This is a genomic window from Lactococcus sp. S64 (assembly GCF_016516525.1).
GTDB lineage: Bacteria > Bacillota > Bacilli > Lactobacillales > Streptococcaceae > Lactococcus > Lactococcus lactis.
Genome location: NZ_JACVUQ010000005.1, coordinates 32773 through 50299 on the forward strand (window position 1 = coordinate 32773; position 17527 = coordinate 50299).

18 protein-coding genes are annotated in these 17527 nt (G+C 35.5%); 4 read left to right on the forward strand and 14 right to left on the reverse strand.

Translation table 11 applies throughout. The features are described 5' to 3' along the window. Positions 1 to 90: 90 nt before the first annotated feature. Positions 91 to 414, reverse strand: coding sequence for an iron chaperone (locus IAE51_RS06760; protein WP_200095052.1), 324 nt, complete (start codon positions 412 to 414; stop codon positions 91 to 93). A gap of 235 nt (positions 415 to 649) precedes the next feature. Between IAE51_RS06760 and hslO the strand changes: the two genes are divergently transcribed. From hslO to IAE51_RS06780, 4 genes are all read left to right on the forward strand, one after another. Then, entirely contained in the window at positions 650 to 1516 is an 867-nt protein-coding gene (gene hslO, locus IAE51_RS06765) for an Hsp33 family molecular chaperone HslO (protein ID WP_004254807.1), read from the forward strand. A 54-nt stretch (positions 1517 to 1570) separates the two neighbouring features. Next, positions 1571 to 2092: a dihydrofolate reductase family protein gene (locus IAE51_RS06770; RefSeq protein ID WP_058224202.1), complete on the forward strand. Its 522-nt coding sequence runs from the start codon at positions 1571 to 1573 to the stop codon at positions 2090 to 2092. 127 nt (positions 2093 to 2219) lie between these two features. Beyond that, positions 2220 to 3224: a tRNA dihydrouridine synthase DusB gene (gene dusB / locus IAE51_RS06775; RefSeq protein ID WP_012898479.1), complete on the forward strand. Its 1005-nt coding sequence runs from the start codon at positions 2220 to 2222 to the stop codon at positions 3222 to 3224. A gap of 95 nt (positions 3225 to 3319) precedes the next feature. Continuing rightward, entirely contained in the window at positions 3320 to 3550 is a 231-nt protein-coding gene (locus IAE51_RS06780) for a hypothetical protein (protein ID WP_004254795.1), read from the forward strand. A gap of 39 nt (positions 3551 to 3589) precedes the next feature. On the opposite strand, the gene IAE51_RS06785 is transcribed toward IAE51_RS06780, so the two are convergent. The 13 genes from IAE51_RS06785 to yfmF form a co-directional block, all read right to left on the reverse strand. Beyond that, the gene (locus IAE51_RS06785) at positions 3590 to 4474 is read right to left on the reverse strand and encodes a YitT family protein (protein WP_004254791.1); all 885 of its coding nucleotides are present in this window, start codon (positions 4472 to 4474) and stop codon (positions 3590 to 3592) included. A gap of 149 nt (positions 4475 to 4623) precedes the next feature. Beyond that, entirely contained in the window at positions 4624 to 5499 is an 876-nt protein-coding gene (locus IAE51_RS06790) for a YitT family protein (protein WP_012898480.1), read from the reverse strand. Positions 5500 to 5598: 99 nt separating this feature from the next. Continuing rightward, on the reverse strand, positions 5599 to 6528 hold the full coding sequence (locus IAE51_RS06795) for a YitT family protein (RefSeq protein WP_004254786.1): 930 nt from the start codon (positions 6526 to 6528) through the stop codon (positions 5599 to 5601). Then, positions 6509 to 8281, reverse strand: a complete 1773-nt coding sequence (aspS, locus tag IAE51_RS06800) for an aspartate--tRNA ligase (protein ID WP_200095054.1) — start codon at positions 8279 to 8281, stop codon at positions 6509 to 6511. Before aspS ends, IAE51_RS06795 begins: the two co-directional genes overlap by 20 nt. A 60-nt stretch (positions 8282 to 8341) precedes the next feature. Then, the gene (locus tag IAE51_RS06805) at positions 8342 to 8710 is read right to left on the reverse strand and encodes an HIT family protein (protein WP_200095056.1); all 369 of its coding nucleotides are present in this window, start codon (positions 8708 to 8710) and stop codon (positions 8342 to 8344) included. A 24-nt stretch (positions 8711 to 8734) separates the two neighbouring features. Continuing rightward, on the reverse strand, positions 8735 to 10027 hold the full coding sequence (hisS, locus tag IAE51_RS06810; protein WP_004254776.1) for a histidine--tRNA ligase: 1293 nt from the start codon (positions 10025 to 10027) through the stop codon (positions 8735 to 8737). Positions 10028 to 10339: 312 nt separating this feature from the next. Continuing rightward, positions 10340 to 11500, reverse strand: a complete 1161-nt coding sequence (locus IAE51_RS06815) for an Rgg/GadR/MutR family transcriptional regulator (protein ID WP_033900825.1) — start codon at positions 11498 to 11500, stop codon at positions 10340 to 10342. Positions 11501 to 11743: 243 nt separating this feature from the next. Then, positions 11744 to 12067 (reverse strand): hypothetical protein, encoded by a 324-nt coding sequence (locus tag IAE51_RS06820; protein WP_017865074.1) that lies wholly within the window; start codon positions 12065 to 12067, stop codon positions 11744 to 11746. A gap of 3 nt (positions 12068 to 12070) precedes the next feature. Further along, on the reverse strand, positions 12071 to 12931 hold the full coding sequence (locus IAE51_RS06825) for a hypothetical protein (protein ID WP_033900821.1): 861 nt from the start codon (positions 12929 to 12931) through the stop codon (positions 12071 to 12073). 243 nt (positions 12932 to 13174) lie between these two features. Next, positions 13175 to 13747, reverse strand: coding sequence for a CDP-diacylglycerol--glycerol-3-phosphate 3-phosphatidyltransferase (gene pgsA, locus IAE51_RS06830; RefSeq protein ID WP_012898490.1), 573 nt, complete (start codon positions 13745 to 13747; stop codon positions 13175 to 13177). Positions 13748 to 13787: 40 nt separating this feature from the next. Beyond that, positions 13788 to 14684 carry a RodZ family helix-turn-helix domain-containing protein gene (locus tag IAE51_RS06835; RefSeq protein ID WP_017865077.1) on the reverse strand — a complete coding sequence of 299 codons (897 nt, stop codon included), beginning with the start codon at positions 14682 to 14684 and terminating at the stop codon, positions 13788 to 13790. 263 nt (positions 14685 to 14947) lie between these two features. After that, positions 14948 to 16231 (reverse strand): EF-P 5-aminopentanol modification-associated protein YfmH, encoded by a 1284-nt coding sequence (yfmH, locus tag IAE51_RS06840; RefSeq protein WP_200095058.1) that lies wholly within the window; start codon positions 16229 to 16231, stop codon positions 14948 to 14950. Continuing rightward, on the reverse strand, positions 16221 to 17507 hold the full coding sequence (gene yfmF / locus IAE51_RS06845) for an EF-P 5-aminopentanol modification-associated protein YfmF (protein ID WP_200095060.1): 1287 nt from the start codon (positions 17505 to 17507) through the stop codon (positions 16221 to 16223). The genes yfmH and yfmF overlap by 11 nt, the downstream gene beginning before the upstream one ends. Positions 17508 to 17527: the final 20 nt, after the last annotated feature.

Genomic DNA, 17527 nt, shown 5'->3' on the forward strand with positions numbered 1-17527 from the left:
ACATTCTTTCTTTTAATAATTGGTTTCAGGATACATAAATTTACAAATACAAATAATTTTTATAGTTTATTATCAAAACACCAGTTAAATTTAATGGCCCAAGTTCCATTTTACAATCTCACTAACTAAGCGTTTGAGTTCATTGGTTTCAACATCATAAGGGACTTTTATGGTCCCTTTACTGCATTCGTATTGTTCTTTAAGAGACGCACTATTATTTTCAATGAAGTTTGGTTTGGGATAAATTCCTAAGTGCTTTTTTTGAGAACTTGCATAAATAAGGACATTCTTATCCTTAAACCATGCAGGCATTCCGTAGGAAATACGTTCTTGTACTTCAGAAAAGACCAATTTTACAGTTTCTCTGACAATGTTCATTAACTTATCATTTTTAAAATAATCTTCAAATTCCATAGCAGGCCTCTCTCATCTTCATTATCATTTTTTTGTTGTTTTTAGTAATAATATGTTCAAAAAATTTATTTACTGCTATTAGTTTATCAAAATCCTTTATTCTTAACAAACACTTTTAAGCTTTCTCAAACATCAAAGGAAAATCTGAGGTTTTTTCTTGCTTTTATATCATTTATTGATTGACAATTTTTGTGCTCTATTGAGGTCAGTTGGGGTCTTGTGGTACAATAGACTCATGGATAAAATTATCAAATCAATCTCAAAAAATGGGCATTTCAGAGCTTTTGCTTTGGATTCAACCCTAACTGTGAAAGAAGCACAGGAACGCCATCAAACATGGCCAACTTCGACGGTTGCCTTAGGTCGTACATTGATTGCTGGACAAATTTTAGGAGCTAATGAAAAAGGTGATACTAAAATTACAGTTAAAGTTCTGGGTGATGGAGCAATGGGGCCAATCATCGCAGTCGCTGACAGCCGCGGCCATGTCAAAGGTTATGTCAAAAATCGTGAACTCGACTATAAAAAAGCTTCAACTGGTGAAGTGTTAGTTGCTCCTTTTGTTGGTAATGGCTTTTTAGTTGTGGTCAAAGACATGGGGCTTAAACAACCTTATAGTGGTCAAGTTGATTTAATTACTGGTGAAATTGGCGAAGACTTAGCTTGGTATTTTTTAAGTTCAGAACAAACTCCTTCTTCTGTTGGTGTGAATGTTTTGCTTAATGAAGACTCAGATACAGTCAAAATTGCTGGTGGATTTATGTTGCAAGCTTTGCCAGATGCTACTGACGAAGAAATTACCGAAATTGAACATAATATTAAAAGTATGCCTTCAATTGCAACAATGCTGACCAGTGAAGAACCATTAAAAACGATGTTAGACAATATTTATGGCGATATGGAATACAAAAATCTTGGCGAATTTCCTTTGGAATTCAAATGTGATTGTAGTAAGGAACGTTTCCTTGAAGGCATTAAATCTTTAGGAAGAGAACCAATTGAGGAAATGATAGCCGAGGATCACGGTGCTGAAATTATTTGTCAATTCTGTGAAAACAAATATGAGTATTCTGAAGATGAATTAAAAGCACTCCTTAAGTAAAATAACTAATTATTTTACTGACAGAAATTCTGTCAGTAAATAGAATTGAGAAAAATGACTGTAAAACTTTTTATTGCTTCTACATTAGACGGCTATATTGCCACCAAAGAAGAAAGTCTCCAATGGCTTTTTGATGTTGAGGGTGAGGGTGATAACGGCTATGGTGCTTTTTATAGTGATATTGATACAATCATTATGGGTAAAAAGACTTATGATTGGTTAGAAAAAGAGCAAGCCGGTCAGTGGCCTTATTCTGACAAAACTTCTTATATTTTAACTCATCAAAAAATTTCTTCTACTGACAATATCGTTTTTATTGACAAAGAAAAACTGACAGAGCTGTCAGTAAATTTTGCGGATACTGACAAAAATATCTGGGTTGTTGGCGGCGGAGAAGTCATCAAACTTTTTCTTGAAAATCATTGGGTTGATGAATTACAAGTTACCATTGCCCCAGTTTTACTAGGAGACGGAATTTCACTTTTTCCGTCAGGAAATTACAAAGAGAAACTTCAACTGATTGATACAAAAAACTACGGACAATTTGTTGAATTACATTATTTAGTAAAAAAATAGATACTGACGATTTTGTCAGTATTTTTTGTCAGTAAAACTTACTGACAGAATTCACCGACAGATCTGTCAGTAACTTTTTAAGCCTTAAAACCTTGTGAAATCTCAAAAAATTGCTATAATATTCTTTATGACTATGGACAAAATTTACAACGAATCGTGGAAAATTGGCGATATCGAAATAAAAAATAAAATTGTGTTAGCACCAATGGCCGGAATTACGAATAAAGCTTTTCTGACTACTGCTAAAGAATTTGGAGCTGGACTTGTTGTAACTGAAATGATTTCTGATAAAGGAATTGAACATCGCAACAAAAAGACTTTGGAAATGATGGATTTTGAAGGGGTCCCTCATCCACTCTCAATGCAAATTTTTGGGGGTGAAGTAGATACTCTGGTTGAAGCAGCCAAATTTGTTGAAGCAAATACTGTTGCTGATATTATTGATATCAATATGGGTTGCCCAGTACCCAAAGTAACTAAAAACGAAGCCGGTTCTCGTCTTTTGCTTGATCCTGATAAAGTTTATGATGTGGTCTCTGCTGTTTCTAAAGCTATTTCAAGACCATTAACAGTGAAAATCCGAATTGGTTGGGATGATGACCACCTTTTTGCAGTTGAAAATGCTAAAGCAATTGAAGCGGGAGGCGGAGCGGCTGTTTCTATGCATGCACGAACCAAAGCACAAGCTTATACAGGAAATGCTCAAGAAAATTGGCACTGGCTCAAAAAATTGACCGAAAATGTCAATATTCCGGTCATCGGAAATGGCGATGTCAAGACTCCTGAAGACGCGAAACGCATGATTGATGAAACAGGCGTCACTGCGGTCATGATGGGAAGAGCAGCCCTTGGAAACCCTTGGATTCTTCATCGTACCGAGCATTATCTACGAACAGGTGAACTATTGCCTGAACCAACAGTTGCGGAAAAAATGGAAATTGCAAAACTACACTTGGCACGTCTGGTTGAATTAAAAGGTGATAATCTTGCTAGCCGAGAATTTCGTCAGCACGCAGCATATTACCTAAAAGGAGCTTCTCGTGCAGCAAAAGTAAAAGTTGCTGTCAATCAAGCAGAATCACAAGCAGAAATTATCACTATTCTCGATAATTTTGTGAATGGAATCAAATAAAACGATATGAAATCTGGAAATTTCCAGGTTTTTTAGTTATAATAAATATAGAGATAAATATTCAAACAATTCCGAAAATAGAAAGGGTTTTCTATATGCGTACAACAAAAGCCACTGAAGAAATCGAAAAAGCTATTATTCACCTGAAGAAAGCAAAACGAGAAATTAGTAATTATACTTTTGAATACAATGTTCAAAACTTGATTCAGTTAGATAAGACAATTAAGCAGTTGGAAAATATCAAAACTGGAATCAATGCAGATAGTTTTTCTGTTGAAGGAGTCAAATCTACCGGTGAAATTGAAGGCGCACGTCTTTCAAGATAATTAATTTCACTGACAAAAATAAAAAATAGCTCAAGAGAGCTATTTTTTTCCTTTTTTAGCCACTTTATAACGACTGCGTGGATAAGTGAAATCACCAATGACTTCATGAACATTTATAATTGATGTGAAAGCATTCGGGTCAAGAATAGACAAAATTTGTTTTACTTCTTGAATTTCTCCAGGGTTTAAAACAACATATAAAATTTCTTTAGAATTTCCTGAATAAGCCCCTTCTCCATGTAAATAAGTCGCGCTACGACCGATTTCTTCAATAATTGCTTTAGCAATTTCAGCATGATTATTCGTGATAATAAGCATTCCTCGAACCGTATAACCACCAGATTGAACCACATTAATTACTTGTGCTGCCACAAAACTTGCAATCAAAGTGTACATCATATGGCGTAAATCAATATAGCTTAATGAAAGTAACATCACACAAGCATCAAAGATAAAGAAAGTTCGCCCAACAGCGACCCCAGCCTTAATCTGCAAAAGCTTGGCAATAATATCGGCCCCACCAGTCGTTCCACCAAAACGGAAAACTAAACCAATTCCTGTTCCGGCAAATACACCAGCGAGCAAAGCAGCGATTAAATAATCATGTCCAACATTAATTGCGACTGGAATCCGTTGGAAAATCCACATCCAGATTGAAAGACTCACGATTCCCCAAATTGTATAAACAAAGGTTCGGCGCCCAAGAAAGCGATATCCAAGAATTAAAAGTGGAATATTTAAGATAAGCTGGGTGTAGGAAGGGTCAATATTCAATAAAGCATAACCAATCAATGAAAGCCCAGCGACTCCACCTTCAGCCAAGTGGTTCCCCATGTTGAACTCAACAAAACCAAAGGCATAGATTGCTGTACCAATTGTAACAGCAAGAAGTTGCAAAAAATGCACCTTAGATAATTTTTTCATAATATTCCTCAAAAATTTCGATGAAATATCCTTGCCGAGGGCAAGGATGTTTAAATCTATTGTAGTTTAAATTTAGAATTTAGTCAACTTTTGAAAACTTCTCCCTTTTTAACTTAAGTATCTTAAAAAAAATAGCCCAATGAGCTATTTTATTTTTTTAAATCTTTAAATCTACCTCGTTTAGGAGCGAAATCTCCCACAACTTCATGAACATTGATGACTGAAGCGAAGGCATTCGGGTCAATTACCGATAGAATTTGTTTTACTTCTTGTATTTCACTTGGGTTAAGAACAACGTAAAGCACTTCTTTTTCAGTTCCTGAATAGGCTCCTTCACCGTGTAAATATGTTGCGCTTCGACCAATTTCTTCAATAATTGTTTTAGCAACTTCTACATGATGATTTGTGATAATAAGCATTCCCCGAACTGTATAACCACCATTTTGAATCAAATTAATCATTTGCATTGAAATAAAACTGGCAATCAAAGTATACATCATATGTTTAAGGTCAACATAACTTAAAGATAGAGCCAAGATACAAGAGTCAAAGATAAAAAGCATTCGCCCAACAGGAATTCCTTTTTTTATTTGAAATAACTTAGCAAGAATATCTGTCCCACCTGTTGTTCCACCAAAGCGAAAGACTAATCCGATTCCTGAACCTGAAAAGACTCCGGCGAGTAAAGCGGCTATTAGAGTATCATTTCCAATATTAATTGTAAAACTGACCCTTTGGAAAATCCAAATCCAAACAGCTAAACTCACAATTCCCCAAATTGTATAAATAAAGGTTCTTCTTCCTAAAAAACGATAACCTATCATCAGAAGAGGAATGTTGATTAAAAGTTGAACATAAGAAGGGTCAATATGCCATAAAGCATAAGAAATCAAAGAAAGTCCGGCGACCCCTCCTTGAGCTAAGTGATTCGCCATATTAAAGGCGACAAAGCCAAAAGCATAAATTCCAGTACCAATTGCGATGGCAAGCAAGTACAAAAAATGTACTCGTGCAAATCTTTTCATTTTATTTCCCCCTTTATTTTTTCAGATAATAAGGGGAGAAAGTCCTCCTTTTGGCTTTCTCCCTTTTATCTTTCTTTTTTCAATGTAAAACCTAAGCAGTTAATCTTCTACTTCTGCAAATTTTCCAAGCACTCGAACATTCTCCGATATTGATACAAAAGCATGTTCGTCATATTTTTGAATAATATCCTTGAATTCCTGATATTCATACATTGTAATGACAGTCATGAGGACGGTCTGACTGGTATGTGTATAGCCACCTTCCGCGTCATGTAAAATGGTTACTCCATGTTTAAAACGATTCACTAATTTCTTTGTCAGTAATTCTGGATTTTTAGTTACAATCATTACTTGAAGACGTTTTTGTCTTGTAAAGATTGCATCTTGAACACGAGAGTTAACGAAAATAGCAATTAAACTATAGAGCATGTATTCCCAGCCAAAAAGAACTCCGGCTGTAAAAATAATCACACCATTGACCAGAAATGCCAAAGTTCCAACACTTCTTCCTGTTTTCTTACGCATATAGAGGCTGACGATATCAGTCCCTCCAGAAGAAATCCCAGATTTCATTGCATTCCCAACACCAAATCCCATAATTGCCCCACCAAAGACAGCATTAATAACTGGCTCATGAGTTAAGGGCGTCACTGGAATAAAATGGATAAAAACTGAACTCATAACAACTGTAATCACTGTATAAACGGTGAACTGTTTGCCTATTCCTCGCCAAGCAAGAATGAAAAGTGGCGCATTTACTAATATCAAAGAAGCAGAAATAGGTAAGATATTATGACCACTTATTCTGGCTACTAATTCAGTAACAACCTGAGCTGCCCCCGTCGCACCAGAAGCATACACATGTCCTGGCTGATAGAAAAAGTTCAATGCGAATGATGAGAAGACAGCATAAACAACTGCTGCCGAAAATTTATTTGCCATTTTTTCAGCGCCAATAGATTTTAAAACTTGATAAAGTCCAATTCTATCTAGAAGGGCGCCGAGAATTTTATTGATCTTTGTTTGCAAGTTTAATACTCAATTCTTCCAGTTGTTTTTCAGCAACTATGGATGGAGCCTGTGTCATTGGGTCAGAGGCTTTGTTATTTTTAGGGAAAGCAATTACTTCACGGATATTGTCTTTTCCAGCAAGCAACATTACGAAACGGTCAAGACCGAGTGCCAAACCGCCATGTGGTGGGAAACCATAATCAAGTGCTTCAAGCAAGAAACCAAATTGTTCGTTTGCATCTTCTAATTTAAAGCCAAGAGCGCTCAACATTTCTTCTTGAAGTTGGCGGGTATTAATTCTTAATGACCCTCCACCAAGTTCATAACCATTTAAAACAATATCATAAGCATGGGCACGAACTTTTTTCAAATCAGAATCTTTGCTATGTCCGTCAGCAGATAAAAAGGCTTGTGTTTCTTTCGTTGGTAAAGTAAACGGATGATGAGCAGACATATAACGTTCTTCTTCATCTGACCACTCAAACATAGGCCAATCAATGACCCAAAGGAAATTGAACTGACGGAAATCAATCAATCCTTGTTGTTTACCAATCGTTAAACGAAGCGCACCAAGAGCTGAATTTGCTACATCAAGACTGTCAGCAACGAAGAGTACCAAGTCATTGTCAGTCAATTTCAATTCATTAACAAAGCTGTCAGTAGATTCTGCTAAGAATTTAGAAACGCCACCAGCAAATTCACCTTTTTCAAATTTAACCCAAGCAAGGCCTTTAGCCCCATTTTGTTTGGCTTGTTCTGTCAATTTATCAATTGACTTACGAGAATATTTGTCAGCAGCATCTTTGACAACAATCGCTTTAACAACTTCTGCTTCTTGGAAAACTTTGAAATCAATTGTTTTAGCAAGTGCTGACAAGTCTGTCAGTAACAATTCAAAACGAGTATCAGGTTTGTCAGAACCATAAAAGTTCATGGCATCATCATATTTCATACGTGGGAAAGGTAAAGTGACATCAATTCCTTTCACATCTTTCATGACTTTAGCAATTAACTCTTCTGTCAAATCTTGAATTTCTTCTTCTGACAAAAATGATGTTTCTAAATCGACTTGTGTGAATTCTGGCTGACGGTCACCACGTAAATCTTCATCACGGAAACATTTAACAATTTGATAATAACGATCAAGCCCAGCAGTCATTAAAAGCTGTTTCATTAATTGTGGTGATTGTGGAAGAGCATAAAATTCACCTTTATTAACACGAGATGGAACAAGATAATCACGCGCTCCTTCTGGTGTTGATTTATTTAAAAATGGTGTTTCAACATCAATGAATCCTGCTCCATCCAAATATTCACGAATTGAACGAGTCGTCGCATGACGCATTGTGATATTTTTAAGCATTTCTGGACGACGTAAATCAAGATAACGATATTTCAAACGAGTATCATCAAGAACTTCAACATCATCTTTAATTTCAAAAGGTGTTGTTTTAGAAGTAGACAAAATTTCAATGGCAGTCGCTTCAATTTCAATACCACCAGTTTTAATTTTGTCATTCTTGCTTGCGCGCTCAACAACTTTACCTGTCACTTCAAGAACAAATTCATTGCGTGCTTTATCAGCTGCTTCTGCCACATCAGCCGCTGCTGTTTCAGGATTGACAACGATTTGGACAATCCCTTCTCGGTCACGTAAATCAATGAAAATTAATCCACCAAGATTACGGCGTTTGGCTACCCAGCCTTTAACCGTAATCGTTTGATTTAAGTATTCTTCTGTAATATTTCCCGCGTAATTTGTACGTTTCATATAAATGTAAATTTTACTCTTCTAGTACACAAAGTAAAATTTTACTCCTCTTTCTTTTTATTATCTATAGTTTTGTTTTTCAGGTATGACACCACGAACACCACCGGTTGGATTCTTTACATCTCCCTGATGCCGCGGTATTAGATGAACATGACAATGAAAAACAGTTTGTCCAGCTGCTTTACCAACATTAATGCCAATATTGTAGGCCTCGGCATGAAATTTCTCAGTTAAATTATCTTTTGATAAGTCTAAAAGTGCTTCAATTGCTTTTCTTTCAGCTTTGGTCATCTCAAAATATGAAGACACATGTCTTTTAGGTGTAATCAACATATGACCTTCACTGACTGGATAGGCATCATAATATGCCTGTGCCAATTCATTTTCAAAGATTGTATCTTTCATCTGACAAAATGGACAATCCGTCATCAATTCACCCCTGCTTTAAGTCACTTAAAGTTCTTCATCCGCATAAATCTCTTCAAAAATCGGTGCAAATGATTCATGAACAGCTTTAAGTGTTGTTTCTACTTGTTTACGTGTTTGATTATGTTTCACTTTGATTTGACCTGTGCGAATCTCATCTTCTCCAAGTGTAATAATCAACTCAGCACCCAATTTTTCAGCCGTTTTAAATTGCGCTCCTAGTTTTCGATTTGAGAAATCACGTTCGACTTTAAAGGCCTGTTCACGTAGGCTTTCAGCTAATTTTGTTGCTTCAAGATTTGCTTTTTCGCCCATTACAGCAATATAAACATCCAAAGTTTCTTCAGGAATGAAATTAATTTCTTGTTTTTGAGCAATCATCAAAAGTCTTTCAATTCCTAAACCAAAACCAAAGGCAGGAGTTGCTGGTCCGTCGAAATATTCAACTAACCCATCATAACGTCCACCACCACATACAGTCAAATCTTTACCATCAAAATCGACAATAAATTCAAAAATTGTATCATTATAATAATCTAAACCACGAACCATATTTGGGTCAATAGTGTACTCAATATGTAAAGCTTCAAGTAAGGCTTTCACTTCTTCAAAATAAGCTTTTGAAGCTTCATTGAGATAGTCTAAAATAGCTGGAGCATTTTTAACAATTGCGATGTCTTCTGCTTCTTTACTATCCAAAACGCGTAAAGGATTTTCATTGAGACGACGACGGCTATCTTCTGAAAGTTGATTCTCAAAAGGAGTCAAATAATCAATCAATGCTTGACGGTAAGCCATGCGACTTTCCATATCTCCAAGTGTATTTAGAGCTAGTTTAAGACCAGTAATTCCTAACTGGCGGAAAAGTGTGTCAGCCATTGCAATAATTTCTACATCAACTGCTGGATTTTTCACTCCTAAACACTCTACACCAAATTGATGAAATTGACGTAAACGTCCTGATTGTGGACGTTCATAACGAAACATTGGTGCGTCATACCATAGCTTCACTGGTTTTACTACTTCAGGGGCATAGAGTTTATTCTCAATATAAGCCCGAACAGCTGAGGCAGTTCCTTCTGGACGAAGCGCAATATGACGTCCCCCTTTATCCTCAAAATCATACATTTCTTTGGTAACAATATCACTTGTTTCACCTGTTGCACGACTAAAAAGTTCATAGCTTTCAAACATCGGTGTCCGAATTTCTTTGAAATTATAATCATTGAAAACGCCACGAGCAATTTCTTCAATGTACTGCCATTTTGCAGTTTCAGCAGGCAGTAAATCTGCTGTTCCTTTTGGTTTTTGAAGTTTCATTTTTTTCCTTTCGGTTAACTGGGAGTAAAAATCTTTATGATTATTCATTGGGTTTGAGCATTCATTCCAAAGATACCGTTTACATAAGAAAGCACCCTAAAGCTTCTCGCTCTAGGGTGCATCATTGCACGGTACCACCTAAATTTGCTCCTAGAAAATCAGAGCCTCAGATTGATTATAACGTTATCACCGATAAACACTGTCACAAACCCTATGAGCTTTCACCAACACTCACTCTCTTTTCTATTATTGTAACGCAAAAAGTGAGCCAAAGCAAGCAACTTTTGTAGGATTTAGAAAATATTTTAACTTCTATGATTCTTCTAAATTAAGAACATGGCGATTATAATATTTTTGAGCAAAATCACGACTAATAGGAACTTCTAAAAAGTCAAATAAGGCAATCACTCTAAGCATTTCTTTTTGACCTTCTATTTTTCCATTCCTATAATCTAAATAAGCCCAAGCAAAGCGATAAAGTCCTTGGACATGTGTATCAAGTGCTTCTGCATAGTGATGAACCATTGATAATAAGGCACTTGCTTTTTGGGTTTCCCCTCTACTTATGAGTGTCATAGCACATCGCCCGGCAGTCTGTACAATACGACGTCGATAAATTAATTTTCCTTTATATTCTTTCTCGTGTAAATTAATATCTGATATTATTGCATAAACTAAAGAGTAAGGGAGTTGCCAAGCATTTAAAGCCAAAATTCCTAAACTATATTCAAGCCAAAGCTCGATTCCAAATAAAAAATCACCAATTTCTGTTACTTCTTCATCATTTAATATTTGATGACAAGCTTTAGCAGTTAATTCTAAGACACGGTAATCAGTGTATTGTCTGGTCAATCTTTCTTGCGAATGCAATTCAAGCCACTCATTGTTATAGTTCAAAGTTTCAAAATTTTCTTCAAGGATCTTAACTTTTATTTCTTGATTATTCGCATATTTGTGTGCTTCATTTTGAATCATTTCTGCTTCCGCAAATTCTTCTCTTAACTGTATCCTATCCAACCAGTTGATATAATGAACAAAATAATCATCCTTACTTCCATTGATAATATAAGAAAAATCCTGTTCCGGAATATGCATGAGCCCAAGCATTGCATCAATCACATCATACGGTAGCAAAATTTTTCCACTTTCAAATAGGCTCAAACGAACAGGATTTACACCAACTGGAATAAAAAAATCATCACGATAGCCTTGCTGGTAGCGAATGATATGAAACTTTTCCCCATAAACTTCATCAACTCGACTTTCTCCAGATAAATACATAAAGTCACTCAAAGTATAACCCATAAATTTTAAAAGTTCAGCCAACCTCTCAAAAGAAATATTTGAAGTCCCATTTTCAAGCCTAACAATTCCATTTTTAGACATAATTGATTCTAAATCTTTATACTTAAAACCTGCCAACTGCCGTAACTCTTTGAAACAACTACCATATTTTTGTGACTTTTGTTTCATCTAATTATCCTTCTTTTAATAATATGGCTTTATTATATAACCATTTGTTTGCGCTTTCAAGTCCTGAATCAGTTTTTTAAGATATAAAAAGACCCTGAAGAGGGTCTTCTACTTTCGATTCAATGTCAGTCCGACTTTTTTATCTTGGATACCAATTTAGCGATTAGAAAAACTATCCCTGCCATAAATACTATTAATCCAAGAAATACTATAGTCATTACAAACATATTCAGTTCCTCCTTATCATAAAAGATAACCTAGTCCTATTGATGTAATACCACCGAAGACCATAAGGCTTAAAAAGCAAAGCGTGGCAAATAGAAGATAGATTAGATTTAAATCGTTATTTTTTTCTTTTATATAAAAGTAAAGATAGAAGATAAAGGAAAAAGTGGGAATTCCTAGTAAGAGCAAAACAGGCACCAACCAATCAACCGGACTTATCTTACTTAACATCTTACCGATAAGTTCAAAAGACTTATTCATAAAACTAATCTGACTAAAGAAGGGAGCAGAGAGCCAAAGCCAAATGGTCAGTAAAATAGGAATTGTTTTTTTGATTGTCATAGTTTAGTATCTTCCTACCTGATAAGGAGCGTATGCTTGGGTAAATAAAGCGGGTAACCCTGTCGGTACGACAACTCCACTTCCTATCCCATACATAACCGGTAAATCACCAGTGCCATAATAATAAGCTTGCCAAACTAATTTTGAACAATAGTTCGGATTTACTCCTTTAATATCAGTGGTAATTCTATAATCAATATGAATGTTTTTAGTTATACTTCCAGTGGTAGAATAATAATGAGTATCTGCATATTGAGCAACTTGTCTTGCTAAACCAGTATTTCTTATTCTGTAAACAGATGTCCATTCTTTAATATGTTCAGTAATCCATTGTCTTTTAGGGAGTTGACGATTATTATCTGCTATTCCCCAAAACCAATTAGCCCCACCTGGCATTTCTAAAACATAACCGTCCGCATTTAAGATAGCTGCATGTCCAATTACTCCCGTAGGAAAGTCTCCACCAACGACTAAAATATCACCGGCTTGGGTATCACGACAGAATTTGTCAATATTATCTTGTGCCGTTCTCAGTCTAATATTTGACTCAGCGGGGGTTTTAAGTTGTAAGACTGGCTCTTTTGTGTCAGCCATAACTCCATAGTTATTGAGTTCTAACCATGATTCATAAGTAATTGATGAATCATAATTTTTGTATTCTTCATAAGAGGGACGCATGGTAGAAATTTCGTCTTTTTCCCAATTTGCTTTTGGATAAAGATTGGGGTCAATAATGTTTTCGTTGACAGCTTTATCATAAAGACCTCCAACATCCGTGAATTCATCAGCATTAACGATTAGTCCTGTAAACAGAACCAGTCCCAGTAGTAGTGCGATGAGGCTTCCAATTTTAAATTTTTTCATTTGCTTTTCTCCTTTTTAGGCTCAGGGTGCAAGACTTTTTTTGTAATAATATTTTCTGTTCATTTGTGCAAAAATCTCCTTTCTATTGTGAACTACAAGTGTTTCAAATTAGCATTATATTCTTTCTAAAATCATTATAACAGCTGATTTTTCGACTTCTTTTATTCGTGCCATATCTGGCACTCCAAATAAAAAAATCCAAGTATTTCTACTTGGATTTTTTTATTTTCTATTTGGAAATGATTAATCAGCATTTCTAAAAACTTGCATATTTTTAGCAAAATAGTCATAGCCACTATAAATGGTAAAGAAGACACAAACATAAAAGAGGATTGTTCCTATATACAAGGGATTTCCAATGAAAAGGAAAATAACGCTTAACATTTGTGTGGCAGTTTTGATTTTACCAGGCATTGCAGCCGCCATAACAACTCCACCTTGTTCAACCAATAAGAGGCGCAATCCTGTAACCGCAAGCTCACGACAAATGATAATGGCAACAGCCCACATTGGAACAACATGAAGTCCTACAAGAACAACAAAGGCAACCATATTGAGCATTTTATCGGCCAATGGGTCAGCAAATTTACCAAAATTGCTGACAACGTGCCATTTACGGGCGAGATATCCATCAAGCCAGTCAGTAAATGAGGCTACGGCAAATACAATTGCTGCGATAACCCACATCACTGAACTATGGTCTTGTGAAACAAAACCATTAAAATGTGCACCTTCTGGTAAATAAAATAAAATCACAAAGATTGGAATCATAAAAATCCTTGCCATTGTCAATTGATTGGGTAATTTCTCTTTCATAGTTCTCCTTTTGCAGCTTAAAATAAGCCTCAACTTTTATTTATTGAGCAGCTGAATTGCTTGTCGTTCGATTAATTTGTAAAGTAATTTTATTTGGTCCAGTTGTGGTTAGTGATGATAAATCAAGAGCTTTTCCATTAACCGTAATGGTAAGCCCTTGAACACTTCCAAGTGTAATTACTGAATTTTCTGCGCCTGTTGTCACTAAAGCAGACAGACTATTGGCTCCATCAGATAATGTTTGACCAGTTGCTGGAACATTGGAATTCGTCATGCCAACCCAAATTGTTCGTCCTGCTGCAACTGAAAAATCAACTTTTATAGGGTCAGAAATATTAGAAATTGTGGCAATCATTGCCGAACTTGAGCCTGAGATAGCAATTGTTGGTTCAGGTTTACTACTACTTGCTTGTGTACTACTTTCTGATGGTTTTGTAGAGCTTGTAGAAGACTTAGAAGTACTAACTTCACTCTTTGAATAAGAATAATCATTGGTTATTAAATCTGGTGTTTCTGGTTTATTCATAATTACCGCTGCAAAAACACCTACTACAATTAATAATGCCGCTGCTGATAAAGAAATAATTGGTACATAATGACGCCATGTTTTTGGCACTTCTTCCTCAGGTTCTACTCGCTCACTCGGTTTCACAAAATGATAATTTTCTAGGATATCCTCTTTATCCTCAACTGTGATTCCTTTGCCTTCATCATAGGCTTGAATAATTCTATCTGCATTCAACCCCAATTTTTCTGCATATTGTTTGAGGTAAGCTTTAATGTAAAAGTCACCCGGTAGGGCTTTATAGTCATCTGTCTCCAGTGCTACGATATATAATTTTTGTACTTGAGTTAATTGTTCTGCTTCAGAAAGATCAAGTCCAAGCGATGTCCGCTTTTCTTTTAAGACTTGTCCGATTGTTTTGATTGTCAACATATCCTCCCTTCATTTTTGTACTGCACATCGATTGTTAATTATCACTGTTCTTTGTTTATTTTGGAGATTTTTACTATCTCACCTTAGAAATTGCGCTGACAAAGTTTCACTGAAACTTTGAGCGACTTTTATTTTACTGACAGAAAGATTTTAATAGGCTTAATTTCTGTCAAAGGATAGCCGTTGGGACTTTAGTCCCTTACGGATATGCTTAAATTTCTGTCAGTAGATTTTTAGCTTTTCTGTCTTACTGACAGAGGGATTTATTTAGGTAAAATTGTAAATTCTACTTTTTTCATCTCAGAAATAAATTGGTCAGCAAATTTTTCAATTTCTGACAGACTTAATTCTTTCAAAATTTCAGGGAAATCAAAGAAAGTTAAGTCACCATAAATTTCTGATGAAAATTGATTCGCAATATATTCAAGCGAATTTAATGAACTAAAATAATCTCCCAACATTTCTCTTTTGAGTAAGTCGAGATGTTCCTCACTAAAATCTCTATCTATTTTATAACTTTTTATGGCTTCTTGCAAAGTTTGACCTAAAATTTGCGGATTTTCTGTGTCAGCAGTCAACACTGCAAAATGAAATCTCTTGTCCAAATCAAAGGAGAAACCAAAGGAATCGTCGATTAGGCCTGAATTATAAAGCTCTTCATAGCGCTGACTGGTTCTACCAAAAAGCAAATCGAGAAAAAGTTGATTGGCTAATTTATATTTAAATAGGGTCATTGAGTCACTTGAAAGTTGGTCTTCACCGCGCAGACCAAAAGCAAATTTTGGCATGGCGACTTCAAGTTCCAAACTCTCTCCCGAAATTGGTTCGCTCGCTTTAATTTCTTTTCTTTGAATTTCTGATAGATCAGCAAAGTCTTTTTTAGCTTGATTACTTCTTACAAAGTCTGACATCATCTCAATATCAAAAGGACCTGTTAGGAACAAATTCATATTTTTAGGATGATAAAAAACTTCATAATTTTTATACAAATCATCTGCCGTAATGGCATTAATTGTTGCTGGTGTCCCAGCAATATCAGCTGCTAAAGGAGAATCAGGGTACATTTTTTCCAAAAGCCCTGCAAAAAGACGCCAATCGCTGTCATCTTGATACATTTGGATTTCTTGTTGAATAATTCCTTGTTCCTTTTCAACATTTTCTTTTGTAAAATAAGGTTTTTGGACAAAATCAAGTAAAAGTTCTGTACATTCATAAGAATTTTCACGAGTAGAAAAAAGGTACGAAGTCCTTGAAAAACTTGTAAAAGCATTAGTTTGAGCTCCCAAAGCTCCAAACTTATACATGACATCACCCTCTTCTTTTTCAAAAAGTTTATGCTCTAAGAAATGGGCGATTCCTTCTGGAAAAGTCTGAAATTCACTTTCTCCCAATGGGACAAAACTTGTATCAAGTGAACCAAAATTTGTAGTGAACAAGCCGTAAGTTCGATTGTAATCTGCTTTTGGAAGATAATAAACTGTCAAGCCATTAGGCAAAATATCTGTAAATAATCTCTCACCTATTTTCTCATAAAACTTACTTTTCAAGGCTGACCTCCATTTTTTCCTGATTCACAGTAAATCCTTTCATAAAGTATTCTGCCTGCAGATTTAATGATTTTGCAACGCTAATCAAATCGGCTTTTGAAACAGATTCGAGGGCCTTTAAAAATTCAGACATCGGTAAAAATTTATCTGGAATAAGTGCTTTTACATACTCTAACTCAATTGTGTTTGACGGCGAATCCTGCCCCACAAAATAAGCATTTCGTAACATTGTTTTGGTTTGCTCAACTTCTAATTCTGTAAAATCTCCTGATTTTATGGCTTCTAATTGTTCAAAGATTAAACTTTTGGCTTCTTCATAATTTTCAACGTCAATTCCAGCTGCAATTTTTAGAAAACCTGTGAAAGAATCAAAAGTTGAAGAAATTGAATAGGCTAAACTTGCTTTTTCCCGAACATTGGTAAAGAGTTTTGAATGAGCAAAACCTCCCAAAAGTCCATTCATCACTTGCAAAGCAAGGTAGTTTTTGTCTCCATAAGCAATTGGCATTTGATAAGCGAATTGCAAAATAGATTGAGCCACCTCTTTTTCATCTGACACTACTGAGCTTTCTGTCAGTGATTGTTGATAAAAAATTTCTTTACTGACAGCTCTGTCAGTAAAATTGAAGTCTGCGAATCGTTCAATCATTCGTTTTTCATCTACATCACCTAAGACAAAGATATCAATGGCATTGTCTGTCAGCATTTTTTGATAATATTCAAAAACGGCTTTTGGATTTTCTTTGGCAATCAATTCGCTCGTTCCAACACTTGGTAATGCTTGATTCTCATCTTCAAAGAATAAATTAGCCAACTGACGGCTGGCATAATAAGAACGGTCATCATTCATTGAGGCCAAATAATGCAATAAATTTCTTTGCTCTCTTTTGAAAATTTCGGGATTGAATTGACCATTAGCAGCATCGGGTTGAAAAATTGCAATTTTCAAGAAATCGACTGCTGCTCCCAAAGTATCAAAATCAACAAGTTTAGGATTTACGATACTCATATTAAGAGAAAGTAAATGTTGTCTCCCTTTTTTAGCCACTCCTGTCGTAAACGAAGCGCCATACATTTCAGATAATTTGCGACTAAAATCTTTTCCGGTTTGATAAACCGCATTAGTGCTTTCGAGCATATTAGAAATAAGGACACGTTTCCCAAGGGTGTCAGCTGACATTTCTTCACGAAAACGAACCATTAGTCTTACTGTTTTAAATTTGCTTTCTTTAATGAGATGAAGCATCGCTCCATCTGCCATTTTAATTTCTGTCAATTGACTATCACTTTCCTATT